Genomic DNA, 22,817 nt, shown 5'->3' with positions numbered 1-22,817 from the left:
CGGCAGGCGGCGGCCTATTTGCCGAAGAGATCGCCGGACCCGCTGGCGGTGCCGGCGGGCGGGGTCAGCCCCAGGTGGCGCCACGTCGTGAGCGTGGCGGTGCGGCCGCGCGGCGTGCGCTGCAGGTAGCCGTGCTGGATCAGATAGGGTTCGATGACGTCCTCGATCGTGTCGCGCTCTTCGCCGATGGCCGCCGCCAGGCTGTCCACGCCGACGGGGCCCCCATCGAACTTGTGGACGATGGCCTCGAGCAGCTTGCGGTCCATCAGGTCCAGCCCCTGGGGGTCGACCTCGAGCATGGCCAGCGCGCGGCCGGCGACGTCGGCGTCGATGGTGCCGCTGGCCTTGACCTCGGCGTAGTCGCGCACGCGGCGCAGCAGCCGGTTGGCGATGCGCGGCGTGCCGCGGGCGCGGCGCGCCACTTCGGCCGCGCCGTCGGGCGTGATGCCGGCGTTCAGCAGGCCCGCGCTGCGCGTCACGATGCGGCCCAGGTCGGCGGCGTTGTAGAACTCCAGCCGCGACACGATGCCGAAGCGGTCGCGCAGCGGGTTGGTCAGCATGCCGGCCCGCGTGGTGGCGCCCACCAGGGTGAAGGGCTGCAGGTCCAGCTTCACGCTGCGCGCGGCGGGGCCTTCGCCGATCAGGATGTCGATCTGGAAGTCCTCCAGCGCCGGATAGAGGATTTCCTCGACCACGGGCGACAGGCGGTGGATTTCGTCGATGAACAGGACGTCGTTCTTTTCGAGGTTGGTCAGCAGCGCGGCCAGGTCGCCGGGACGTTCCAGCACCGGGCCGGAGGTCTGGCGCAACTGCACGCCCATTTCGCGCGCGATGATGTGGGCCAGCGTGGTCTTGCCCAGGCCCGGCGGGCCGAACAGCAGCACGTGGTCCAGCGCCTCGCCGCGCTTCCTGGCGGCGGCGATGAAAATCTCGAGCTGTTCGCGGGCGCGCTGCTGCCCCACGTATTCGTCCAGCGCCTTGGGCCGCAGGGCGCGTTCGATCGACTCCTCGTTGGGAGACACCGGCTGCGGCGCCACGATACGGGGGGCGTCGGGGCGGGAGGAAAGCGAATCGGACTGGATGGCCATGGTGCGGGAACGGCAAAGGACGAAGCAGGATGCATCGTACCGTAAGGACGGGCCGCCCTGGGACGGCCCGGCCCTATGCGGCTTCCGACAAAGGCAGCTTGACCCGCACGCCCAGGCCGCCGGATTCGGCTTCGCGCAGTTCCAGCGACCCGCCGTGCGCGCGCGCGATGGCCTCGGCCAGGGCCAGGCCCAGGCCGACGCTGCCGGTGCGCGTGCGCGCGTCGTCAAGCCGGCTGAACGGGCGCAGGGCCTCCTGGCGGCGCTCCGGCACGATGCCGGGGCCGTGGTCGGCCACGTCCAGGACCGCGTAGCGCCCTTCCCCGCACAACGCGACGTCGACCGGCGGCGCGCCGTGGTTCAGGGCGTTGCCGATCAGGTTGTCCAGCAGCCGTCCCAGCGCCACGGCGTCCGCCTGCACCATCAGCGCGGCGTCCTCGTCGGCGGTCCGCAGGCGGATGTCGGTGCCCGCGCCCTGCCAGGCGCCCACGCGCTCGGTCAGCCAGTCGCCCAGGGCCATGGAGGCGTAGCGGTAGGCGGCCGGGTCGGTCCCGCGCACGAAGCCGATGAACTGGTCGACCATGTGCTGCATGTCCTGCAGGTCAGCTCGCAGGCCCTCTTTCAGCTTGGAGTCGTCGGCCAGTTCAATGCGCAGCCACATCCGCGACAGCGGCCCTTTCAGGTCGTGCGGCAGGCCGGACAGCAGGGTCCGGCGCACCGAATCGGACTCGGACAGCGCGTCCAGCATGGCGTTGAAGCGCTCGCCCAGCACCCGGGTTTCATGCGGGCCCGACGGTTCGACGCGCTGCGGCTGCCCGGCGGCCAGGCGGTCGGCGGCGTCGGCCAGCCGGGTGATCGGGCGCGTGATGTGCCACGAGAAGCCCACGGCCAGCAACAGCAGCAGGCCCAGCCCGCCCAGCCAGGCGGCGATGAAGGGCGTGGCCACCGGCGGATCCAGGCGGTCCAGCGGAATGACCAGCCATTCGCGCAGGCGCGGCACGTCCTCGCTGGCCGAGTTGGGGGCCAGCGAAATGAAGATTTCCGGCGTGGGGCCGCGCGACAGCGCGACACGGGTGCCATCGTTCAGGCGTTCGTTGAGCTGCTGCACCAGCACGCGGAGGTCGCGGCGGATGTCGTCCGGTTCGGGCTGGTAGCGCCGCATGCGCTCTTCGTGCTCGCGCTCGCGCTCGCGGTCGGCCTCGTGCCGCTCGTCGGCGCGGTCGTCGTCGCGCTCTTCGGGCGGCGGCGAAGCCGGCGGCCCATGCAGTTGCGAGTCCGCCGCCGCGGGCGGAGGCCGCGGGGCGGCCTTGGGCGGCGGGGGCGGACGGCGGCCGTTGAAGCGCTGCAGCCTGGCTTCGGCCGGCAGCACCCGCGACCACAGGCGCCACTGGTTCTGCGAGGCGGTGCGCACGAAATCGGCGCGGTCCTCGGCCGGCACCTGGGACACGGCGGCGCGCAGCGTGCGGATCGTGGTGACGATGTAGCCGATGGCCACGTCTTCCATGAACTTGTGGCGGAAGTAGGACACCGTCACCAGGGTGGCCGCCTGCGTCAGCAGGACCGCCCCCAGGATCAGCAGGATCAGCCGCGCCCGCAGCGACCGAGGCACCAGAAAACCGGGAGAGAAGCGCATCAGGGCGAAAACCGGTAGCCGATGCCCCAGACCGTCTGGATCCAGCGCGGCTGCTTGGGATCGTCTTCGATGACGCGCCGCAGGCGCAGGATGGCGATGTCGATGGCCCGGTCGTTGCGCTCGCCGGCGTCGTCGTCGCGCGCCAGGGCCAGCAGGCGTTCGCGCGACAGCGGCTTGCCGGCGTTGCGCACCAGCGCCTCCAGCAGGTTGATCTCGCCTCCGGTGAGCTTGACCACGGTGCCGTCGCGCGACAACTGGCGCGTGGAAGGGTCGAACACGAAGGGGCCGAACGAAACCGGCGCATCCTTGGTCAGGGCGGACGGGCCCCGCTTGCGGCGCAGCACGGCCTCGATGCGGGCCAGCAGCTCGCGCGGATCGAAAGGCTTTCCGACGTAGTCGTCGGCGCCCGCTTCCAGGCCGATGATGCGGTCCACCGCTTCGTCGCGGGCGGTCAGCAGGATGACGGGGATGTCCTCGCCTTGCTCGCGCAGGCGGCGACAGGCGTCCGCGCCGTCGCCGCCGGGCAGCATGCGGTCGAGCACCAGCAGATCGGGGGCGTAGCGGGTGATGCGGGCAGACAGGTCGGTGGCGTCCGGCGCCAGCAGCGTGTCGTAGCCGTGCCGGTTCAGGTAGTCGGCAAGCAACTGCCGCAGGGCTGGATCGTCGTCGACGACCAACAGCTTGGTGTGGGGATTGTCCATGGATGCCATAGTGCGGTGCGCCGCGTCCCGCCGCAAGAGGCAGGAAATCAACTGAAATATACCTGTTGCACGATGTTGGGCGCCGTTACCCGCGCTTTTCGTGAAAGCGCGGCCGCGGCGATAAAATAGGCGCCGGCCAGCCGCTGCCCGCTAAAGAACGTTTACAGCATTCGCGGCGCCCCCTCTCTACACTGTTCCTATGATCGCCCCTGCAATCATCCGGCGGAAATGGCTGTCGCGCGCCGCGCTGGCGGCCGGCGCCGTCTTGCCGCTGGCGCCCGCGCTCGGCGGCCCGGCCGACGCGCGCTTGCCGCCGCCGGGCGCCCCGACCGGCTGGGCGCGCGGTATCGGCGCCTTGGCGCCGGTCCAGCCGCTCCCCGTGCATCCCGCCCCGTCCCTGGAATCGCGCGCGGTGCCGCTCGATCCGTCCCCCTGCGACCTGCAAACAATGGAACCCGCCCTGGACACCACGGTGCACGGCACGGGCGAGAGCGACGGCCTGGACCTGGGGATACCCGGCACCGGGGCGGCGCTGTCGGGCGATGTCCAGCCGCTGCCGGCGGACTGCGGGGCGCTCGCCGCCCCCGAGGCCCCCGCGCCCGATTACTCTTTCGCCCTGGAGGACGGCGACGTGCCGCGCGTGCCGGTCGTCGTGATTTCCGGCGTATCGCGTCCGTCGCGTCCCTGGTTCGCCTCCGCCGGCAGCCAGGACGGCCTGCGCTACGGCGGCAGCCGCAACTGGGTCTACGGCAACGCGTCGGGCCCCTCCATCGCGGTGGGCAACGTCACCGCCAACGCGCCGGCCTGGGGCAGCGGCGCCCCGGTGGGCGGCCTGCAGATCTCGAACTGGGCCGGCTCCGGCGCCACGGTTCCCGAAGGCAGCTTCGGCTATTCCTCATCGCTGGGCCGCCTCAACAACATGGATCCCGCCGCCAGTTCGGGCGCCGTCGACTACGGGGCGTCGGTAGGCAGCGGCAGCGTGCGCTACGGCCTCACGCCCGCCCTGACCCTGGAAGGCCAGATGCAGAGCGCGCCCTCGCTCACCACGCGCGGCATGGGCACCACCTATGCCGCCGGCGAATACGGCACGTTCCAGGCGGGAGCCACGCAAAGCTCGTTCGACACCGTCAACGCCTGGCGCTACCGCTTCGGCTACAGCGTGGACGTGGCCGACACCCTCAACCTGGGCTACACCGCCGAGCAGACCGGCGCGGGCTTCGGCGACCTGTCCATGTACTCCGGCGGCGCGGCCTCGGCGGCACAAACCCGCAACACGCTGTCGGCGGGCGTTCCCATCACGGGCTGGGGCACCCTCAGCGGCACCTACTCCGGGCTGCGGGAAGGCTCCGCCCTGGCCGAACAGCGCGTGGGGCTGTCCCACAGCATGTTCGTGGCGCCCAAGGTGAAGCTGGCGGTCGGCGCCGACCGCGACATCCTGTCGGGCGATTACGAGTGGCGCGCCAACCTCAGCATGCCGGTCGACACCTTCATGCGGGGCACCTGGCTGAGCTGGTAGTCCGGCCGCCGCAAGGACGGAAATCTCCCTTCGGAAGAGGGCCGCCGGAATTGGGGCTTAAAATCCCTGCCATGATGCTTCCGGCCTACCCCCATGTCTGACGCGCGCGCCCTCGGCGTGTTGCAGCGCGTCTTCGGTTACGAATCCTTCCGCGGCGACCAGCAAGCCATTGTCGAACAGGTGATCGACGGCGGCGACGCGCTGGTCCTCATGCCCACCGGCGGCGGCAAGTCGCTCTGTTACCAGATCCCGTCGCTGGTTCGCGAAGGCACCGGCATCGTCGTGTCGCCCCTGATCGCGCTGATGCAGGACCAGGTCGACGCCCTGACCGAACTGGGCGTGCGGGCGGCCTTCCTGAATTCCACGCAGGAGTGGCGGGTGGCCCGCGACGTCGAACAGGCCTTCCTGGCCGGCGAACTGGACCTGCTCTACGTGGCCCCCGAACGCCTGCTGACCGACCGCTGCCTGCAATTGCTGGAACGCGGCCGCATCGCGCTGTTCGCCATCGACGAAGCCCACTGCGTATCCCAGTGGGGCCATGACTTCCGGCCGGAATACCTGGGCCTGTCGATGCTGCACGAGCGCTGGCCCGACGTGCCGCGCATCGCGCTCACGGCGACCGCCACCGCGGACACCCGCCGCGAAATCGCCCAGCGCCTGTCGCTGGACGACGCCCGCCACTTCGTTTCCAGCTTCGACCGCCCCAACATCCGCTACCGCATCATCGAAAAGAACGAGGTGCGCAAGCAGTTGCTGGAAATGATCCGCACCGAACACGAAGGCGAATCCGGCGTGGTCTACGGCCTGTCGCGGGCCCGCGTGGAAGAAACCGCGGAATTCCTGTGCAACCAGGGCATCGACGCCATGCCGTACCATGCCGGGCTCAGCCCCCAGGTGCGCGCCGCCAACCAGGCGCGCTTCCTGCGCGAGGACGGCGTGGTCATGGTGGCCACCATTGCGTTCGGCATGGGCATCGACAAGCCCGACGTCCGCTTCGTGGCCCACATCGACCTGCCCAAGTCCGTGGAAGGCTATTACCAGGAGACCGGCCGCGCCGGCCGCGACGGCCTGCCCGCCACCGCCTGGCTGGCCTATGGCTTGCAGGACGTGGTGCAGCAGCGCCGCATGATCGACGAATCACCCGGCGAGGAGTCCTACCGCAGGCGGCTCGGCCAGCAGCTCGACGCCATGCTGGGGCTGTGCGAAACGGTGGAATGCCGGCGCGTGCGCCTGCTGGCCTACTTCGGCCAGCAGATCACGGCCTGCGGCAACTGCGACGTCTGCCTGGATCCCCCGCAGGCCTGGGACGGGACGGTCGCGGCGCAGAAGGTGCTGTCCGCCGTCTACCGCCTGTGGAAGGAACGCGGCCAGCGCTACGGCGCGGGCCACATCATCGACATCCTGCGCGGCAAGGTCACCGAACGCACCAAGCAGCACGGCCACGAAACGCTCAGCGTATTCGGCGTGGGCGAAGACCTCAGCGACACCGCCTGGCGCGGCGTGCTGCGCCAGTTGCTGGCGCAGGGCCTGCTGACGGTGGACAACGAAGGCTTCGGCACCCTGGCCCTGACCGAGGGTAGCCGGGCCGTGCTCAAGGGCGAGCGGCAACTGATGCTGCGCCGGGAATCGGAAAAAAAGACGCGCTCGGGCAAGACCGGCAGCGGACGCCCCAAGGCGGCCGCCATCGACCTGCCGGCCGAACTGCAACCCGTCTTCGAAGCGCTGCGCGCCTGGCGCGGCGAAGTCGCCAAGAGCCACGGCGTGCCGGCCTACGTCATCTTCCACGACGCCACGCTGCGCGAGATCGCGCTGGCCCAGCCGGAGTCCATGGATGCGCTGAGCCACATCAGCGGCGTGGGCGCCCGCAAGCTGGAAGCCTACGGCGAGGAAATCCTACAGCGCGTCGCCAGACCGGTTCTGTAGGATGGGTGGAGCGCGAGAGTTCTTAAGCAAGAACTCAGGTATCCAGCGCGCGCAACCCATGCGGCCGTGGGCAGACTGTTTTTTGGGGCCGATGCCGGGCACTGTCGGCCCATGGCCGCATGGGTTGCGCGCGTTCAGCACCTAGCTTCTTACCTAGGAACTGCCGCGCTCCACCCATCCTACACCCAGCCCCGCCACCCAGCCCCGCCACCCAACCCCACCGCTCAGCCCGGCGGCGGCAGCAGCGGCACCGGCGCGCGCTCCTTGCCGAATACCGAGCGGTAGGCCAGGATGTTGAACACCAGCACCACCGGGATCCCCACGACGGCGCCCGCCAACACGAGGCGCATCGACCCCAGCGCGCCCGCGCCGTCCCACAGCGTCATGTCGTCCAGGATCAGGTAGGGGAAGAGGCTGTAGGCCAGGCCGCTGAGCATCAGCAGGAACAGGGCCACGCACAGCACGAAGGGCAGCCAACTGAAGCGCTCGGCCCGGCCCGGCAGCCGGGCCAGCAGCATTTCGGCGGCCACGAAGCCGGCCAGCATCAGCACCCAGACCGTGGCGGCCAGGCTCAGGTGGGCGATGTTGCTCCACTTGTAGAAGATGCCGGCATTGGCCAGCCCCAGCGTCACCGCGATCGCGACCATGCCCACCGCCGTCCAGCGGATCGCGTGGCGGGCCCAGTTGGCGGCGCGCCGCTGCAGGTCGCCGTCCACCCGCATGACCAGCCAGGACGCGCCCAGCAGGACGTAGGCCGCCACCGCGCACAGGCCCACGAACATGGCGAACCAGCCGTAGCCGGCGTCGGACTGGTAGCCGGTCGCGATCCGGCCCAGCATCATGCCCTGGCCGAACGCGGTGATCAGGGACCCCGCCCAGAACGCGAAGATCCAGCGCGGCTTCATTTCGTTGCGCGCGCGGATGCGGAATTCGAACGCGACGCTGCGCAGCACCGCGCCCAGCACCATGCAAGTGAGCGGCCCGTAGAGCTTGCCCAGCACCGCGCCCCACGCGAACGGGAACGCCGCGGCGAACAGCCCCATGCCCAGCAGCAGCCAGAACTCGTTGGCGTCCCGCCATGGGCTCAAAAGGCTCATCATGCGGCCGCGCTCGTGCTCCGGCGCCAGTTGCAGCAGGATGCCCACGCCCAGGTCGAAGCCGTCCAGCACCATGCCCGCGGCGATCACCACGAACAGCAGCGCCATGAAGGCCAGCGGCATCCAGAACGAGGGATCTTCGGGGTTCAGCCCCTGGGAGGCGGCCAGCATGGCGATCATGGCGTCCCCCCGCCCAGTTTGCGCACGGGCACGACGCCGTAGCGCGCCGCGTGGAACAGCATGCCGGCGAACGCGGCCAGCAACAGGGCGTACAGCACCCCGTAGCCGGCCAGGCCATAGAGGACGGTGCTGGAAGACACCGAGCCCAGGACCTCGGATTGCGTGATGGTGCCGTTCACCGCGAACGGCTGCAGGCCGATGATGGACACCCACCATCCGGCCACGACCGCGATGCCGCCCGAGAACATCATGCCGCACATGACCCGCTGCCACCAGCGCGGCAGCGTCGACGGATCCAGCCCGCGCCGGAAGGTCCACAGGAAGGTCACGCAGGCCACGGCCAGCATCAGCAGGCCCAGCGCGGCCGCCACGCGCAGCGACCAGAAGGTCAGCGCGACCGGCGGCAGCATGCCCGAATACTTGTCCAGGCCCTGGTAAGTGCCGTCCGGGTTGCGATGCAGCCACATCCCGCCCATATTGCGCAGGGTCAGGTCGGCCACGTTCGTATGGTTGCGGGCGTCCGGCCAGCCGAACAGCACCAGGCTCGGCTCGGCGCCGCTTTCCCAGAAACCGGCCGCCGCGGCCGCCTTGGCCGGCTGCAGCTTCGCGACCATCTGCCCGGCGCCGGTGGCGACCGGCAATTGCATGAGCGCGGCCACCACCGCGACCACCAGGGCCGTCCTGAACGCGCTGCGTTCGCCGTCGCCCAGCGGCCGCCGCAACGCCTGCAACGCGGTCACGCCCATCATCAGGAAGGAGGCGGCCAGCGCGGCGCCCACCGCCACCGTGGCCATGCGCCAGCCCACCGACGGATTCAGCACCACGGCCGTCCAGTCGTAGACCTGGTAGCGGCCGTCGACCAGCAGGGCGCCGTCCGGCGTCTGCATCCAGGATTGCAGGGCCAGCACCCAGAACACCGCCACCAGTTGCCCCACCGCCACCATCAGCACCGCCAGCGTATGGGCGCCGTCGGAAACGCGCCGCTGGCCGAACAGCATGACGCCGAGGAAGCAGGACTTCAGGATGAACACCGACAGGATGCCGTAGCCCAGCAAGGGGCCGGCCACATTGCCGATCTTGTCCATCAGCCCCGCCCACAGGCTGCCGATCTGGATCAGCACCGGCACGCTGGCCGCCAGGGTCAGCACGAAGGCCAGCGCGAATATCCGCACCCAGAAGCGGTAGGCGGCCGTCCACCCGCCATGGCCGGACCAGCGGGCCCGTATCTTGAAGAACAGCAGCACCCAGGCGAGAGCCAGGGAGACGGCCAGGAACAGCGCCAGGAAGCTCAGGCTGGCCACGAACTGCGCGCGGGCCAGGGATAGCGTGGATATGTCCATAATGGCCCGTAGTGTAGAGCCAGTTACAAGACTGTGGGGCCAGTTTGAAACCGGTTGCACCCCCCCCGAAAAGAGGCTGCCTGCGGAACGTGGCAAAATTGACGCTTTGTCGCTGCTTTTTCCTATTCTTTCAAGAATGACCTCCGCCACGACGCCGACCCCTGCTGCATCGAATTTCCTGCTGAACATCGTCCAAGACGACCTCGAAGCCCAGCGCTTCGCAGGCAAGCGTTGGGCGGGCAAGCCTGGCCCGGCGGCCTTGCAACAACAGGGCGGACTGGATCCGGCCCGCATCCGCACGCGCTTTCCGCCGGAGCCCAATGGCTACCTGCACATCGGCCATGCCAAGAGCATCTGCGTGAACTTCGGGCTGGCGCGCGATTTCGGCGGCGTCTGCCACCTGCGCTTCGACGACACCAACCCCGAAAAGGAAGACCAGGAGTACGTCGACGCCATCATCGAGGCCGTGCACTGGCTGGGCTTCGACTGGAAGGCCGACGGCAACGACAACCTGTACTTCGCCAGCGACTACTTCGGCTACATGTACGAGTTCGCCGAGGCGCTGATCGAGGCCGGCCACGCCTATGTGGACGAACAGAGCGCCGACGAGATCCGCGCCAACCGCGGCACACTGACCGAACCCGGCGTCAATTCGCCGTGGCGCGACCGCCCCGCCGCGGAATCGCTCGCGCTGCTGCGCGAAATGCGCGACGGCAAGCATCCCGACGGCAGCCTGGTGCTGCGCGCGAAGATCAACATGGCTTCGCCCAACATCAACCTGCGCGACCCGGTCATGTACCGCGTGCGCCACGCCACCCACCACCGCACGGGCGACCAATGGTGCATCTACCCGATGTATAGCTGGGCTCACCCGGTCGAAGACGCCCTGGAAGGCATCACGCACAGCGTCTGCACGCTGGAATTCGAAGACCAGCGCCCGTTCTACGACTGGATCCTGGCGCGCCTGGCCGAACTGGGCAGGCTGGCCCAGCCGCTGCCGCACCAGTACGAATTCGCGCGCCTGAACCTGAGCTACGTCGTCACCAGCAAGCGCAAGCTGCTGCAACTGGTGCGCGAAGGCCACGTGGACGGCTGGGACGACCCCCGCATGCCCACGCTCTTCGGCCTGCGCCGCCGCGGCTACACGCCGGCGTCGATCCGCCTGTTCTGCGAACGCACGGCGGTGTCCAAGTCCGACTCCCGCATCGACTACAGCCTGCTGGAGCAGGCCGTGCGCGACGACCTGGATCCCATCGCCGCCCGCTCCGTGGCCGTGCTGGACCCGGTCAAGCTGGTCATCACCAACTACCCGGAAGGCCAGACCGAGATCTGCACCGCCCCGCGCAACCCGCACGACCCGGAAGCCGGCGTGCGCGAGTTCCCGCTGTCGCGCGAACTCTGGATCGAACGCGACGACTTCCGCGAAGAAGCGCCCAAGAAGTACTTCCGCCTGTTCCCGGGCAACACCGTGCGCCTGAAGTACGGCTACGTCGTGCGCTGCACCGGCTTCGTCAAGAACGAGGCCGGCGACGTCGTCGAAGTCCATGCCGAATACCTGCCGGACACCAAGAGCGGCACGCCGGGCGCCGACAGCGTCAAGGTCAAGGGCAACATCACCTGGGTCAGCGCGGCCCATGCGATTCCCGCCCAGATCCATCTGTACGACCGCCTGTTCGCCGACGCCCGCCCCGACGCCGGCGACAAGGACTTCCTGACCTGCCTGAACCCGAATTCCAAGCAGACCGTCACGGCCTGGCTGGAACCGGGCACCGTGGCCTCGCCGGGCGCCACCTGGCAGTTCGAGCGCCTGGGCTACTTCACGGCCGACCTGAAGGACTCCACGCCCGAGGCGCCGGTGCTGAACCGCATCGTGACCTTGCGGGACTCCTGGGCCCAAGGCTGACGCGCCGCGTCGGCATTGCTGGGGAAAAGGCGCCTTTTGGCGCCTTTTTCATCGCTGGGCCGTCCCGGGGCGGGTTATCATGCCCGACATCCCGCAGCCGGTTGCGCGCCCCTGTTTCGGGCGTCCGGACCGCCAGCCACAACCAAGATGAACACTGAATCCCTAGCCCTGGACTTCAAAAGCGCCACCCTGTATGCGATCCGGGTGGTTCTGCACAGCGCCGACCCTGAACACCTGGAGGCCGCGCTCGCCAAGCGCATGGCCGACGCCGGCAGCTTCTTCGAGAACGAACCCGTGGTCATCGACGCCAGCCGCGTCGAGGAAAAGATCGATTGGACCGCCCTGGTGGCGGCGCTGCGGGGCCATAACCTGCCCCCCATCGGCGTCGTGGCCGAAGGCGCCAACCTGGAGGCCGCCCGCGCGGCCGGCCTGACGCCGGTGGAACTGTCCACGCCCGCGGCCCGGCCCGCTCCCGTGGTCGATACGGCGCTGCCCAACGACGTCGCCACGCCGGTGCCTTCCGTGCCGGCCGCGGCGGTCGAAACCGCGGCCGCGCCCACCGAAGCCGCCGCCGAAACGGAACCCGCCGCCGGCAAGGCCGATGCCGATCCCCTGCCCGCGCGCGAGGCCAGCGGCGCCACCTCGGCCCCCAGCCCCACGCCCGCGGCCCCGCACTCGTCTTCGGCGCTGGTCATCACCAAGCCCCTGCGGTCCGGCCAGCGCGTCTACGCGAGGCATACGGACCTGGTGGTGATCGGCATGGTGAGCCAGGGCGCCGAAGTCATCGCCGACGGCAACGTCCACGTCTACGGCCCCTTGCGCGGCAAGGCGATGGCCGGCGCGCGCGGCGACACCTCGGCCCGCATCTTCACGACGCACCTGGACGCCGAACTGCTGGCCGTGGCCGGCGTCTACCGCGTTGTCGAAGACAAACTGGACCGCACGCTGCACAACCAGCCCGCGCTGGTCCGGCTGGATGGCGATACGCTGCGCATCGAAGCGCTCAAGCCCTGAAAAGCTTTTCAGCCCCCCGCCCCCAGGCCGCACCCGGCAAGACGTCCGCGCAAATTTCAACACATCCTGTAAGAAGCCTTACAAAGGCTTTTTGCTTTACGATAACGCGATTTATTCGAACATAAGGGTTTGATCGTCATGACACGCATTGTTGTGGTGACTTCCGGCAAAGGCGGCGTGGGCAAAACCACGACCAGCGCCAGTTTTTCTGCGGGACTCGCGATGCGGGGCCACAAAACCGCGGTCATCGACTTCGACGTCGGCCTGCGCAACCTCGACCTGATCATGGGCTGCGAGCGGCGCGTCGTGTACGACTTCGTCAATGTGATCCAGGGCGAAGCCACGCTCAACCAGGCGCTCATCAAGGACAAGCAGCTCGAAAACCTGTTCATCCTGCCGGCCTCGCAAACGCGCGACAAAGACGCGCTGACGCAGGAAGGCGTGGAAAAGGTCATCAACGACCTTAAGGGCATGGGCTTCGAATACATCATCTGCGACTCCCCCGCCGGCATCGAGACGGGCGCGCTGATGGCCGCCTACTTCGCCGACGACGCGCTGGTCGTGACCAACCCGGAAGTCTCGTCGGTGCGCGACTCCGACCGCATCCTGGGCATCCTGGCCGCCAAGTCCAAGCGCGCGGTCGAGGGCGACGAACCCGTCAAGGAATACCTGCTGCTCACGCGCTACAGCCCCAAGCGCGTCGTCGACGGCGAAATGCTGTCGCTGGGCGACATCGAAGACATCCTGCGCATCAAGCTGATCGGCGTCATCCCCGAATCCGAAGCCGTGCTGCAGGCGTCGAACCAAGGCCTGCCGGCCATCCACCTGAAAGACACCGACGTTTCCGAGGCCTACAAGGACGTCGTGGCCCGTTACCTTGGCGAAGACAAGGCCCTGCGCTTTACCGATTATGAAAAGCCCGGTTTCCTGAAACGCCTGTTCGGAGGCAAGTAAGCAATGTCCTTCCTGTCGTTTCTGCTCGGTCAAAAGAAGACTTCCGCCTCCGTCGCCAAGGAACGGTTGCAGATCATCCTGGCCCACGAGCGGGGCCGCGACGACTCGCCCGACTACCTGCCGCAATTGCAGCAGGAGTTGATCGCCGTCATCTCGAAATACGTGAAGATCAACCCCGAAGACATCAAGGTGCACCTGGAACGCCAGGACACGCTGGAAGTGTTGGAAGTGAAGATCGAAATGCCGCAAAGCGAAAACTGATGCGCCTGGGCGCCCGGCGCACCATGCAAAACGCCCGGCGATGCCGGGCGTTTTGCATGGGGGCACGAGGATGCTCAGTGCTTGCCGACCTGGTCGCCGACGACGCCGCCGATCGCCGCTCCGCCCACCGTACCGAGAATGCCGCCGTTGGTGATCACGGCGCCCGCGACGCCGCCCAGCGCGGCGCCGCCGACGGCGCTCTTCTGGCGGTGGCTCATGCCGTCCCAGGAGGAGCAGCCAGCCATGGCGGCGGTCATCGCCAGCGCGACACAGATTTTGGAGAGAGATGCGATTTTCATAGTTTGGTTCCTATTCTCATGCCCGGGACCGCGCCGATGAACTGCACGCGAGCACGCGGATCCCCGTGCGGGCTTGGAACCTTCAGGATCGCAAAATATCCCTGCCCTGGCTGTTAGGTTTGCCCATGAATTGTGTCAAAGGGCGAGAGAATCTTTGCACCTCCCCGGGACAGTGTTGCAACCGCCGGGCGCTATTTGACCAGACGTAACACCTCGCGGAAACGCGGGTGTTCGCAGGTCCGCATCCATTCGAAGATCGCCATCTCGGACGTGACGATATCGGCGCCATGCGCGCGCGCACGGCGCAGCGCCGCGTGGTGGTCGGAAGGCTTGCGGGAGCCCGCGGCATCGGCGACCAGCACCGCGCGATAGCCCAGGTCGATCAGGCCGATCACGGTCTGGAGCACGCAGATGTGCGCTTCGCAGCCGGCCACCAGGACGGTCTTGCGCGCCGCCGGCAGCCAGGCCTCGAAGCCCGGTTCGAGCGCCGATGAAAAATGCATTTTCTGGAAAGTGGCCTGCACCTGCGCGCGCAGCGGTTCTACGGTGGGGCCCAGCATCTTGCCGTGATGCTCGGTGGCCGCCACCGGCACGTCGAGCAGGCGCGCGGCCTGCGCAAGCTTGTGAGCCGCGTCGAGCACGGCGTCGCCGTCATGGATGACCGGCATCAGCCGGCCCTGCATATCGACGATCAGCAAAGTGGAATCGGAAGCGGAAAGCAGCATCGCGGGGGCTCCTGGAAGGGATGCTTTAGGATAACCCCGTTCCGCCGCGCCTTCCGTTTGCGGCCCCGGACAAGGAACGCCCGCGGCAAGGTGTCTGACACCCGGCAAGGCCCGCCTGAACCCGTATGAACGTCTCGTACGGGTGTCAGACACCTGAGCGCGCCTCCGTTACTTCCCGGTCAGGTGTCTGACACCCCTCACACGCCGCGGCAAGCCCGAGACTGTCTTACGCGGGTGTCAGACACCCAACAAAAAAGGCAGCGATGCTTGGTGTCTGACACCCGGCAAGAGCCGCCTGAACCCGTATGAACGTTTCGTACGGGTGTCAGACACAGAGGAAGCGATAACCTCGTTCTGGCCGGTGTCTGACACCCCAGGAATACTGCTGCGAGCTGAAGGCCGTCTCGTACGGGTGTCAGACACCTGAGCGCGCCTCCGTTACTTCCCGGCCAGGTGTCTGACACCCCTGACACGCCGCGGCAAGCCCGAGACTGTCTTACGCGGGTGTCAGACACCCAACAAAAAAGCCAGCGATGCTTGGTGTCTGACACCCCAGGAATACTGCTGCGAGCTGAAGGCCGTCTCGTACGGGTGTCAGACACCTGAGTCGCGCCTCCGTTACTTCCCGGCCAGGTGTCTGACACCCCTGACACGCCGCGGCAAGCCCGAGACCGTCTTGCGCGGGTGTCAGACACCCAACAAAAAAACCAGCCCCTTTACTTCAAAGCCTTGTAGCGCAGGCGCTTGGGCTTGGCGCCCTCTTCGCCCAGGCGGCGCTTCTTGTCGGCTTCGTACTCTTGGTAGTTGCCGTCGAAGAACACCACCTGCGAATCGCCTTCGAAGGCCAGGATGTGCGTGGCGATGCGGTCCAGGAACCAGCGGTCGTGGCTGATCACCATGACGCTGCCGGGGAACTCCAGCAGCGCGTCTTCCAGGGCGCGCAGCGTTTCGACGTCCAGGTCGTTGGACGGTTCGTCCAGCAGCAGCACGTTGCCGCCGGCGATCAGCGTCTTGGCCATGTGCAGGCGGCCGCGTTCGCCGCCCGACAACTGGCCCACGACCTTGTTCTGGTCGCCGCCCTTGAAGTTGAAGCGGCCCAGGTAGGCGCGCGACGACATCTCGAACTTGCCCACCGTCAGGATGTCGGCGCCGTCGGCCACCGCGTCGAACACGGTCTTCTTGTCTTCCAGCGCGTCGCGCGACTGGTCCACGTAGGCCAGCTTCACGGTCTGGCCGATCTTGACCTCGCCTGAATCCGGCTGCTCGCGGCCCGCGATCATGCGGAACAGGGTGGACTTACCGGCGCCGTTGGCGCCGATGATGCCGACGATGGCGCCCGGCGGCACCTTGAAGCTGAGGTTGTCGATCAGCAGGCGGTCGCCGTAGGCCTTGCTGACGTTATTGAATTCGATGACTTCGTTGCCCAGGCGCTCGCCCACCGGGATGAAGATTTCCTGGGTTTCGTTGCGCTTCTGGTATTCGTAGGAAGACAGTTCCTCGAAGCGGGCCAGGCGCGCCTTGGCCTTGGCCTGGCGGCCCTTCGGGTTCTGGCGCACCCACTCCAGTTCCTTCTTGATGGTCTTCTGGCGGGCGGATTCCGAGGATTCCTCCTGCTTCAGGCGGTCTTCTTTCTGCTCCAGCCACGAGCTGTAGTTGCCCTTCCAGGGGATGCCGTAGCCGCGGTCCAGTTCGAGGATCCATTCGGCCGCGTTGTCCAGGAAGTAGCGGTCGTGGGTCACGCCCACCACGGTGCCGGGGAACTTGTGCAGGAACTGTTCCAGCCATTCCACGCTTTCGGCGTCCAGGTGGTTGGTGGGTTCGTCCAGCAGCAGCATGTCGGGCTTGGACAGCAGCAGGCGGCACAGCGCCACGCGGCGCTTTTCGCCGCCGGACAGCTTGCCCACGATGGCGTCCCAGGGCGGCAGGCGCAGCGCGTCGGCGGCAATTTCCATCTGGTGCTCGATGTCGTCGGCGCCGCTGGACGCGGCGGCGGCGATGATGGCCTCAAGTTCGGCCTGCTCGGCGGCCAGCGCGTCGAAGTCGGCGTCCGGCTCGGCGTAGGCGGCGTAGACCTCGTCCAGGCGCTTCTTGGCGGTGACGACGGCGCCCAGGCCCTCTTCGACCGACTGGCGCACCGTGTGCTCGGGATTCAGTTGCGGTTCCTGCGGCAGATAGCCGATGTTCAGGCCCGGCATGGGGATGGCTTCGCCTTCGATCTCTTTATCGACGCCAGCCATGATCTTCAGCAGCGTCGACTTGCCCGAGCCGTTCAGGCCCAGCACGCCGATCTTGGCGCCAGGAAAAAACGAAAGCGAGATGTCGCGCAGGATCTGCCGCTTGGGCGGCACGATCTTGCCGACGCGGTTCATGGTGTAGACGTATTGGGCCATGGGCTCGTATAGGAGATATAGCTGAGAAACCGCTGATTGTAGGCCGGAACCCTGACCGGCGTGCGTCAGCGGCGAAATGGCCGGCCCGCCGCCCAGGAAGGGGTCTTTCAGACGGCCTTGGGCCGCGCCGCCGGGCGGCCGGCCCGCATCTGCGCCAGCATGACGCCGGCCAGCGCCATCGCCCCGCCGGCGATGTGGAACAGGTGGGGCTTTTCGCCCAGGAACGCCGCCGCGATCGCCACCGTGGCGACCGGCATGACGTTCAGGAAGATGCTGGCGCGGTTCGGCCCCAGGTGCTTCACGCCCTGCATCCACAGGAAGGGCGCGAACAGGGACGGGAACACCGCCGCGTACAGCACCAGCGGCAGGTTGTCGCCATTGAGCGGCGAAGCCGGCGCCATCAGGAAGGCCGGCAACTGGAACAGCACGCCGAAGCCCACCTGCACGTACAGCGACTGCCACGGCCCCACGGGCAAGGCCCAGCGGCGCAGCAGCACGCCGTACAGCGCGTAGGCCAGCGCGCCGATGCCCATCAGCACGTCGCCATGGTTGGCGCCCACCGACAGCAGGCGGGCGGGATCACCCTCGCCGATCAGCAGCGCCAGGCCCGCCAGGGACAGCAGGCCTCCCAGCATCGCCATGACCGAGGGCCGCTCGCGCAGCAGCACGGCCACGATGCCGATGGTCATCAACGGAATCATCGCCGTGATGATGCCCATATTGGTCGCCGTGGTGCTGGCCGCCGCCACGTAGGCCAGCCCCTGGTACAGCGCCATGCCCAGTCCGCCCAGCACCGCCAGCCTGGGCAGGTTGGGCAGAATCTGGCGGCGCTGCGCCCAGACGCCCGGGAGCGCGAAGGGAGTCAGCAGCGCGCCGGCCATCGCCCAGCGGTAGAACCCGATGGCGGCGGGCGCGATCACCCCGGCGGCCATCTTGGTGACGATCATGTTGACCGACCAGATGAGGGCCGCCAGCAGCGGAAACAGCAGATAGCGGGCGGGCGGGCGCGTAGCGTGGGCGGGCGGCATGGCGGGAGGGGCGAAACGGAACGGAGCCGGAAGTGTAGGACAGTCTGATACGATGTATACAGCATAGGCGGCATGACCTAGCTGTCCGCCCCGCAGTACGCCATCTGGATACCTCCCAAGCGTCGGATGCAAGGCAGGGCCGATAGAGCGACAATACGCCTGACTTTCGTATTGCCGTGCCGTCGCGGCTTCATCGCGCCCAGGAATCCCCCATGTCCGCCTCCGCCACTCCCCCAGCCTCCCTGACCCATTTCAGTGCATCCGAACTGGACATGCTGGCCAAGACGGCCGACGCCCTGAGCGCCTACCTGGGCAAACCCGTGCTGGCCGAAGTCGTGCTGGGCGACGAGGGCACCGAATGGGTGACCTACGGGGTGCCCGTGGACGAAAACGCCAAGCCCGACGAGGAACAGACCCACGTCCAACTGGGCGGCCCCGGCGCCCGGCTGCTGGGCAACCGCGGCGGGCTGCCCCAGTCCGACGACGACACCTACGACTGCCTCTACCTCTGGGCCATCGAGATTTCGCTGAACGAGGGCGAGCGCTTCATCAAGCTCGACCATGACGGCGAGGAATCCGCCTGGTCCGACAGCCTGGAAGACGTGCTGCCGTTCGCGCTCACCGAAGAGCCCGTGCCGGAAGATCCGGACGAGGAAGAGGACGACGAGGACGAAGAAGAGGATGAGGACGACGAGGAGGATGACCGCGACCGCCGCGATCATCCCCACGACCACGGCCCTCGCCACTGAACGGGCCGAGCCCGGCGGCGGGCGAGCCCGCCGCAAGGCGGATCATGCCGCGATCCGCCCCTCCTGCACTGCGTGGCAGGCCACCACCGACACGCCTGCCGCCATCGCGGCGGGCGCTTCCCGCTTGCACCGCTCGTTCGCGTGCGGGCAGCGCGGATGGAAGGTGCAGCCCGACGGCGGGTTCAAGGGGTTCGGCACTTCGCCCGCCACGGCCGTGCGCGGCTTGCCCGCGCCGTTGATGTCCGGAATGGCCTCCAGCAGCATCCGCGTATACGGATGCCGGGGCCGCTGGAACAGCTCGTCGCGCGGCGCCACTTCCACCATGCGGCCCAGGTACATCACCCCCACCCTGTCGGCCACGTGGTGCACGACCGCCAGGTTGTGGGAAATGAACAGATAGGTCAGCCCCAGCTTGCGCTGCAGGTCCTTCATCAGGTTCAGCACCTGCGCCTGCACCGACACGTCGAGCGCCGAGGTCGGCTCGTCGCACACCAGGAACTCGGGGTTCACCGCCAATGCGCGCGCGATCGAGATGCGCTGACGCTGGCCGCCCGAGAACTGGTGCGGATAGCGCGCCTGGTCCGCCGGATCCAGGCCCACCTGCCCGAGCAGTTCGCCCACTCGGGCGCCGCGCTCTGCCGGCGTCATCCGCGTATGCGTCAGCATGGGCTCCGCGATGATGCGGCCCACGCGCCAGCGCGGATTCAGGCTTGCATAGGGGTCCTGGAAAATCATCTGCAAGCGCTTGCGCAGCGCGCGTCCGCCCGGCTCCGACATGCGCGACAGGGGCTGCCCATCGAAACGGATGTCGCCGCGGGTCAGCCCATACAGCCCGACCAGCATGCGCGCCACCGTCGACTTGCCGCAACCCGACTCGCCCACCAGCGCCAGCGTCTCGCCGCGCGCGATCTCGAACGACACGCCGTCCACGGCGCGCAGCATGACCCGCGGCTTGCCGGCCAGCTTGCGCTCCAGCCACGACGGCGACACGTCGAACCAGCGGGCCGCGTCCTTTACTTCCACCAAGGGCGTGCTCATACGGACTCCTCTGCGCTTTTGCCGCCGGCGGAGCCCGGCGCGGGGGCCTCCCCTTCATGCAGCCAACAGGCCGCCAGGGACGTGCCCGCCGGCATCAATTCCGGCCTGTCCCGCGCGCAGCGCGGCAGCCGCCGGCCGCAGCGCGGATTGAATGCACAGCCCGGCGGAATGGCGTTCAGACGCGGCATGCTGCCGTCGATCTGCACCAGCCTCTCGGCATGCCCGTCCAGCGACGGGATCGATCCCATCAGCCCCGACGTGTAGGGATGGCGCGGATTGTGGATCACGTCCGCCACCGGGCCGATCTCGGCCACCCGGCCCGCGTACATCACCGCCACGCGGTCCGCGGTCTCGGCGATCACGCCCATGTCGTGCGTGATCAGCATCACCGCGGTGCCGTTCTCGCGGCACAGGCGCTTGAGCAGTTCGATGATCTGCGCCTGGATGGACACGTCCAGCGCGGTGGTCGGCTCGTCGGCCACCACCAGTTTGGGTTCGGCCGCCAGGGCCAGCGCGATCACCACGCGCTGGCGCATTCCGCCGGAAAACTGGTGCGGGTAGTGGTCGATGCGCTCGCGCGCCGCCGGGATGCCGGTGGACGCCAGCAGTTCCACGGCGCGGTTGCGCGCCTGCGACCAGCTCATGTCCAGGTGCGTCACGATGGTTTCGGCCAATTGCCGGCCCACCGTGTACAGCGGATTCAGCGACGTCAGCGGATCCTGGAACACGGCGCCGATTTCGCGGCCGCGCACGCGGCGCATCTGTTCATCGGGCAGATTGTCGATGCGGCGGCCCGCCAGCAGGATCTCGCCCGCGGCGATGCGCCCGGGCGGCTCCAGCAGGCCGATGATGGATGCGCCGGTCAGCGACTTGCCGGCGCCGGACTCGCCCACTACGCCCAGGACTTCGCCCGCCTGGATGGAAAACGATACGTCGTCCAGCGCGAGCAGCGTGCCGCGGCGCGTGGGAAACTCCACGCGCAGATTGCGGACTTCCAATAATGCGCTCATGCGCGATACCTCAATTCAGTTGCCTGTTGCACACGGCTGCCGCCTCGGAGGGGGAACGTCACCCCAATCTCGGGTTGAGCGCGTCGCGCAGCCAGTCGCCCAGCAGATTGACGGACAACACCAGGAGCACCAGCGCCGCGCCCGGGAAGATGGTGATCCACCACTCTCCGGAAAACAGGAAGTCGTTGCCGATGCGGATCAGCGTGCCCAGCGAAGGCGCCGTCGGCGGCACCCCCACGCCCAGAAACGACAGCGTCGCCTCGGTGATGATGGCGGTGGCCAGGTGCACCGTGGCCAGCACCAGCACCGGCCCCAGCACGTTGGGCAGCACGTGGCGGAACATGATGACGGGCGACGCCACGCCGATCACCCTCGCCGCCTGCACGTATTCGCGGTTCTTCTCCACCAGAGTGGAGCCGCGCACCGTGCGCGCGTACTGCGGCCAGCCCGCCAGCGCGATCGCGCCGATCAGCACGGGAAAGGCGATCAGTTCGTGCATCTCGCGCGGCACGGCGGCGCGCGCCACCCCGTCGATCAGCAGCGCGATCAGGATGGCGGGGAACGATAGCTGCACGTCCGCGATGCGCATGATGAACGCGTCGATCCGGCCGCCGGCGTATCCCGACACCAGCCCGAGCACGATGCCGATCAGCATGGACAGCACCACCGAGGCCAGGCCGATCAGGAGCGATACGCGGGTGCCGTACAGGATGGCCGAGTATAGGTCGCGCCCCTGGCTGTCCGTGCCCAGCAGATAGGTCGCCTGGCCGTCGGCCTCCCAGACGGGCGGCAGCAGCGCGTCCAGCAATTCCACCTTGGTGAGGTCGAAGGGGTTGTGCGGCGCCACCCAGCCGGCGCCGAAGGAGCCGATGAGCAGGAGCGCCAGCAGCACGGTCGCCGCGATGGCCACGGGCGCCCGGCGCCAGGCCCAGGCGATGTCGCTGTCCCACCAGCGTTTGAGTACGGCGCGCATCAGTGAGCCCCCCCGCCGCGGGTCAACCCGGAACGCAGGCGCGGGTCCACGACGAAATACAGAAGATCGACGATCAGGTTGATGACCACGAACACCAGCGCGATCAGGCACAGGTACGCGGCCATGACCGGCACGTCGGCGAATTGCACCGCCTGGATGAACAGCAGGCCCATGCCCGGCCACTGGAACACGGTTTCCGTCACGATGGCGAACGCGATGATGCCGCCCAGTTGCAGGCCGGTGATGGTGATGACGGGCACCATCGTGTTCTTCAGCGCGTGGCCGAAGTGGATGGCGCGGCGCTTCAGGCCGCGGGCGCGCGCGAACTTGATGTAGTCGGAACGCAGCACCTCCAGCATCTCGGAACGCACCAGCCGCAGCACCAGCGTCATCTGGAACAGCGACAAGGTGATGGACGGCAGGATCAGGTGCTTCCAGCCCGTGGTAGTGAAGAGCCCGGACGTCCACCAGCCGAAGCTGACGGTATCGCCCCGCCCGTAGCTGGGCAGCCAGCCCAGTTGCACGGAGAACACCAGGATCAGCAGGATCCCGATCAGGAACGTCGGCAGCGAGACGCCCAGCAGCGAACCGGCCAGCAGCAACTGGGACACCAGGCTGTGGCGCTTGAGGGCGGTATAGACCCCCAGCGGCACGCCCACCAGCAGCGCCAGCACGGCGGCCGCCATGGACAGTTCCAGCGTGGCCGGCAGGCGGGATTTCAGCAAGGCGGAAACGGGTTCGCTCTGGCGCAGGGAGATGCCGAAATTGCCCTGCGCGGCGTTGGCCACGAAATGGCCAAATTGGACGATGGCGGGCTGGTTCAGCCCCAGGCGTTCACGCAACTCGACGCGCTCGGCATCGGTGGCGTCCTGGCCCAGCATGATGGTGACGGGGTCGCCGACGTATTGGAACAGCACGAAGGCCAATAGCGAGACGGTGAGCATCACCGCCACGGCCTGCAACAGGCGACGCAGTATGAAAGCGAACATAGGCGGAAA

20 protein-coding genes are annotated in these 22,817 nt (G+C 68.1%); 7 read left to right on the top strand and 13 right to left on the bottom strand.

Annotated features, from left to right (window positions below):
- Positions 1-14 precede the first annotated feature (14 nt).
- From ruvB to WHX56_RS09960, 3 genes are all read right to left on the bottom strand, one after another.
- A complete protein-coding gene (ruvB, locus tag WHX56_RS09970) occupies positions 15-1,088 on the bottom strand; it encodes a Holliday junction branch migration DNA helicase RuvB (protein ID WP_129239094.1) in 1,074 nt (357 codons plus the stop codon).
- A 73-nt stretch (positions 1,089-1,161) separates the two neighbouring features.
- Positions 1,162-2,718, bottom strand: coding sequence for a HAMP domain-containing sensor histidine kinase (locus WHX56_RS09965; protein ID WP_338881113.1), 1,557 nt, complete (start codon positions 2,716-2,718; stop codon positions 1,162-1,164).
- On the bottom strand, positions 2,718-3,419 hold the full coding sequence (locus WHX56_RS09960; RefSeq protein ID WP_129239287.1) for a response regulator: 702 nt from the start codon (positions 3,417-3,419) through the stop codon (positions 2,718-2,720). Before WHX56_RS09960 ends, WHX56_RS09965 begins: the two co-directional genes overlap by 1 nt.
- 199 nt (positions 3,420-3,618) lie before the next feature.
- Between WHX56_RS09960 and WHX56_RS09955 the strand changes: the two genes are divergently transcribed.
- Both WHX56_RS09955 and recQ read left to right on the top strand, forming a co-directional pair.
- Entirely contained in the window at positions 3,619-4,935 is a 1,317-nt protein-coding gene (locus WHX56_RS09955) for a fimbrial protein (RefSeq protein ID WP_338881112.1), read from the top strand.
- Between the two features lie 93 nt (positions 4,936-5,028).
- Complete coding sequence (gene recQ, locus WHX56_RS09950; protein ID WP_129239097.1) at positions 5,029-6,858, top strand: DNA helicase RecQ; 1,830 nt, start codon at positions 5,029-5,031, stop codon at positions 6,856-6,858.
- A 224-nt stretch (positions 6,859-7,082) separates the two neighbouring features.
- Here the strand turns inward: recQ and WHX56_RS09945 are convergent, their stop codons facing one another.
- Together WHX56_RS09945 and WHX56_RS09940 are read right to left on the bottom strand one after the other, a co-directional pair.
- Positions 7,083-8,135, bottom strand: a complete 1,053-nt coding sequence (locus WHX56_RS09945; protein WP_129239098.1) for a cytochrome d ubiquinol oxidase subunit II — start codon at positions 8,133-8,135, stop codon at positions 7,083-7,085.
- On the bottom strand, positions 8,132-9,475 hold the full coding sequence (locus WHX56_RS09940) for a cytochrome ubiquinol oxidase subunit I (protein ID WP_338881111.1): 1,344 nt from the start codon (positions 9,473-9,475) through the stop codon (positions 8,132-8,134). Before WHX56_RS09940 ends, WHX56_RS09945 begins: the two co-directional genes overlap by 4 nt.
- Before the next feature lie 136 nt (positions 9,476-9,611).
- On the opposite strand from WHX56_RS09940, the gene WHX56_RS09935 reads away from it, so the two are divergent.
- The 4 genes from WHX56_RS09935 to minE all read left to right on the top strand — a co-directional run bounded on the left by WHX56_RS09935 (position 9,612) and on the right by minE (position 13,607).
- Positions 9,612-11,378, top strand: a complete 1,767-nt coding sequence (locus WHX56_RS09935) for a glutamine--tRNA ligase/YqeY domain fusion protein (protein ID WP_338881110.1) — start codon at positions 9,612-9,614, stop codon at positions 11,376-11,378.
- Positions 11,379-11,525: 147 nt separating this feature from the next.
- Positions 11,526-12,392 carry a septum site-determining protein MinC gene (gene minC, locus WHX56_RS09930; protein ID WP_129239101.1) on the top strand — a complete coding sequence of 289 codons (867 nt, stop codon included), beginning with the start codon at positions 11,526-11,528 and terminating at the stop codon, positions 12,390-12,392.
- 138 nt (positions 12,393-12,530) lie between these two features.
- The gene (gene minD / locus WHX56_RS09925) at positions 12,531-13,346 is read left to right on the top strand and encodes a septum site-determining protein MinD (protein WP_129239102.1); all 816 of its coding nucleotides are present in this window, start codon (positions 12,531-12,533) and stop codon (positions 13,344-13,346) included.
- Positions 13,347-13,349: 3 nt separating this feature from the next.
- On the top strand, positions 13,350-13,607 hold the full coding sequence (gene minE / locus WHX56_RS09920; protein WP_129239103.1) for a cell division topological specificity factor MinE: 258 nt from the start codon (positions 13,350-13,352) through the stop codon (positions 13,605-13,607).
- 74 nt (positions 13,608-13,681) lie between these two features.
- Here minE and WHX56_RS09915 read toward each other — a convergent pair whose 3' ends face one another.
- The 4 genes from WHX56_RS09915 to WHX56_RS09900 form a co-directional block, all read right to left on the bottom strand.
- The gene (locus tag WHX56_RS09915) at positions 13,682-13,906 is read right to left on the bottom strand and encodes a glycine zipper 2TM domain-containing protein (protein WP_129239104.1); all 225 of its coding nucleotides are present in this window, start codon (positions 13,904-13,906) and stop codon (positions 13,682-13,684) included.
- Positions 13,907-14,097: 191 nt separating this feature from the next.
- Positions 14,098-14,631 carry an isochorismatase family protein gene (locus tag WHX56_RS09910; protein ID WP_338881109.1) on the bottom strand — a complete coding sequence of 178 codons (534 nt, stop codon included), beginning with the start codon at positions 14,629-14,631 and terminating at the stop codon, positions 14,098-14,100.
- A gap of 716 nt (positions 14,632-15,347) precedes the next feature.
- Positions 15,348-17,021 carry an energy-dependent translational throttle protein EttA gene (ettA, locus tag WHX56_RS09905; protein ID WP_129239106.1) on the bottom strand — a complete coding sequence of 558 codons (1,674 nt, stop codon included), beginning with the start codon at positions 17,019-17,021 and terminating at the stop codon, positions 15,348-15,350.
- A 107-nt stretch (positions 17,022-17,128) separates the two neighbouring features.
- Entirely contained in the window at positions 17,129-18,049 is a 921-nt protein-coding gene (locus WHX56_RS09900) for a DMT family transporter (protein WP_338881108.1), read from the bottom strand.
- 212 nt (positions 18,050-18,261) lie between these two features.
- Here WHX56_RS09900 and WHX56_RS09895 point away from each other — a divergent pair, with 212 nt between their 5' ends.
- Positions 18,262-18,798 (top strand): hypothetical protein, encoded by a 537-nt coding sequence (locus WHX56_RS09895; RefSeq protein WP_338881107.1) that lies wholly within the window; start codon positions 18,262-18,264, stop codon positions 18,796-18,798.
- A gap of 42 nt (positions 18,799-18,840) precedes the next feature.
- On the opposite strand, the gene WHX56_RS09890 is transcribed toward WHX56_RS09895, so the two are convergent.
- Genes WHX56_RS09890 through WHX56_RS09875 form a run of 4 tightly spaced genes read right to left on the bottom strand, consistent with a single transcriptional unit; the run spans position 18,841 to position 22,808 of the window.
- Positions 18,841-19,836: an oligopeptide/dipeptide ABC transporter ATP-binding protein gene (locus WHX56_RS09890; RefSeq protein WP_338881106.1), complete on the bottom strand. Its 996-nt coding sequence runs from the start codon at positions 19,834-19,836 to the stop codon at positions 18,841-18,843.
- Entirely contained in the window at positions 19,833-20,846 is a 1,014-nt protein-coding gene (locus WHX56_RS09885; protein WP_338881105.1) for an ABC transporter ATP-binding protein, read from the bottom strand. The genes WHX56_RS09890 and WHX56_RS09885 overlap by 4 nt, the downstream gene beginning before the upstream one ends.
- Positions 20,847-20,904: 58 nt before the next feature.
- A complete protein-coding gene (locus WHX56_RS09880) occupies positions 20,905-21,819 on the bottom strand; it encodes an ABC transporter permease (RefSeq protein WP_287753670.1) in 915 nt (304 codons plus the stop codon).
- A complete protein-coding gene (locus WHX56_RS09875; protein WP_338881104.1) occupies positions 21,819-22,808 on the bottom strand; it encodes an ABC transporter permease in 990 nt (329 codons plus the stop codon). The genes WHX56_RS09880 and WHX56_RS09875 overlap by 1 nt, the downstream gene beginning before the upstream one ends.
- Positions 22,809-22,817: the final 9 nt, after the last annotated feature.

This window comes from Achromobacter veterisilvae (assembly GCF_037619525.1).
GTDB lineage: Bacteria > Pseudomonadota > Gammaproteobacteria > Burkholderiales > Burkholderiaceae_B > Achromobacter > Achromobacter veterisilvae.
Note: the sequence above shows the minus strand (reverse complement) of the source record. Positions and strands in the feature narration are given on the sequence as shown.

Excerpts from the sequence above, each read along its gene's own strand:
- ettA (WP_129239106.1), bottom strand. The coding sequence starts at position 17,021 with ATGGCCCAATACGTCTACACCATGAACCGCGTCGGCAAGATCGTGCCG.
- WHX56_RS09935 (WP_338881110.1), top strand. The coding sequence starts at position 9,612 with ATGACCTCCGCCACGACGCCGACCCCTGCTGCATCGAATTTCCTGCTG.
- WHX56_RS09940 (WP_338881111.1), bottom strand. The coding sequence starts at position 9,475 with ATGGACATATCCACGCTATCCCTGGCCCGCGCGCAGTTCGTGGCCAGC.
- WHX56_RS09880 (WP_287753670.1), bottom strand. The coding sequence starts at position 21,819 with ATGCGCGCCGTACTCAAACGCTGGTGGGACAGCGACATCGCCTGGGCC.
- WHX56_RS09915 (WP_129239104.1), bottom strand. The coding sequence starts at position 13,906 with ATGAAAATCGCATCTCTCTCCAAAATCTGTGTCGCGCTGGCGATGACC.
- minE (WP_129239103.1), top strand. The coding sequence starts at position 13,350 with ATGTCCTTCCTGTCGTTTCTGCTCGGTCAAAAGAAGACTTCCGCCTCC.
- WHX56_RS09895 (WP_338881107.1), top strand. The coding sequence starts at position 18,262 with ATGTCCGCCTCCGCCACTCCCCCAGCCTCCCTGACCCATTTCAGTGCA.
- WHX56_RS09960 (WP_129239287.1), bottom strand. The coding sequence starts at position 3,419 with ATGGACAATCCCCACACCAAGCTGTTGGTCGTCGACGACGATCCAGCC.
- minD (WP_129239102.1), top strand. The coding sequence starts at position 12,531 with ATGACACGCATTGTTGTGGTGACTTCCGGCAAAGGCGGCGTGGGCAAA.
- WHX56_RS09875 (WP_338881104.1), bottom strand. The coding sequence starts at position 22,808 with ATGTTCGCTTTCATACTGCGTCGCCTGTTGCAGGCCGTGGCGGTGATG.
- WHX56_RS09955 (WP_338881112.1), top strand. The coding sequence starts at position 3,619 with ATGATCGCCCCTGCAATCATCCGGCGGAAATGGCTGTCGCGCGCCGCG.
- WHX56_RS09890 (WP_338881106.1), bottom strand. The coding sequence starts at position 19,836 with ATGAGCACGCCCTTGGTGGAAGTAAAGGACGCGGCCCGCTGGTTCGAC.
- minC (WP_129239101.1), top strand. The coding sequence starts at position 11,526 with ATGAACACTGAATCCCTAGCCCTGGACTTCAAAAGCGCCACCCTGTAT.
- WHX56_RS09945 (WP_129239098.1), bottom strand. The coding sequence starts at position 8,135 with ATGATCGCCATGCTGGCCGCCTCCCAGGGGCTGAACCCCGAAGATCCC.
- WHX56_RS09965 (WP_338881113.1), bottom strand. The coding sequence starts at position 2,718 with ATGCGCTTCTCTCCCGGTTTTCTGGTGCCTCGGTCGCTGCGGGCGCGG.
- WHX56_RS09885 (WP_338881105.1), bottom strand. The coding sequence starts at position 20,846 with ATGAGCGCATTATTGGAAGTCCGCAATCTGCGCGTGGAGTTTCCCACG.
- WHX56_RS09900 (WP_338881108.1), bottom strand. The coding sequence starts at position 18,049 with ATGCCGCCCGCCCACGCTACGCGCCCGCCCGCCCGCTATCTGCTGTTT.
- WHX56_RS09910 (WP_338881109.1), bottom strand. The coding sequence starts at position 14,631 with ATGCTGCTTTCCGCTTCCGATTCCACTTTGCTGATCGTCGATATGCAG.
- recQ (WP_129239097.1), top strand. The coding sequence starts at position 5,029 with ATGTCTGACGCGCGCGCCCTCGGCGTGTTGCAGCGCGTCTTCGGTTAC.
- ruvB (WP_129239094.1), bottom strand. The coding sequence starts at position 1,088 with ATGGCCATCCAGTCCGATTCGCTTTCCTCCCGCCCCGACGCCCCCCGT.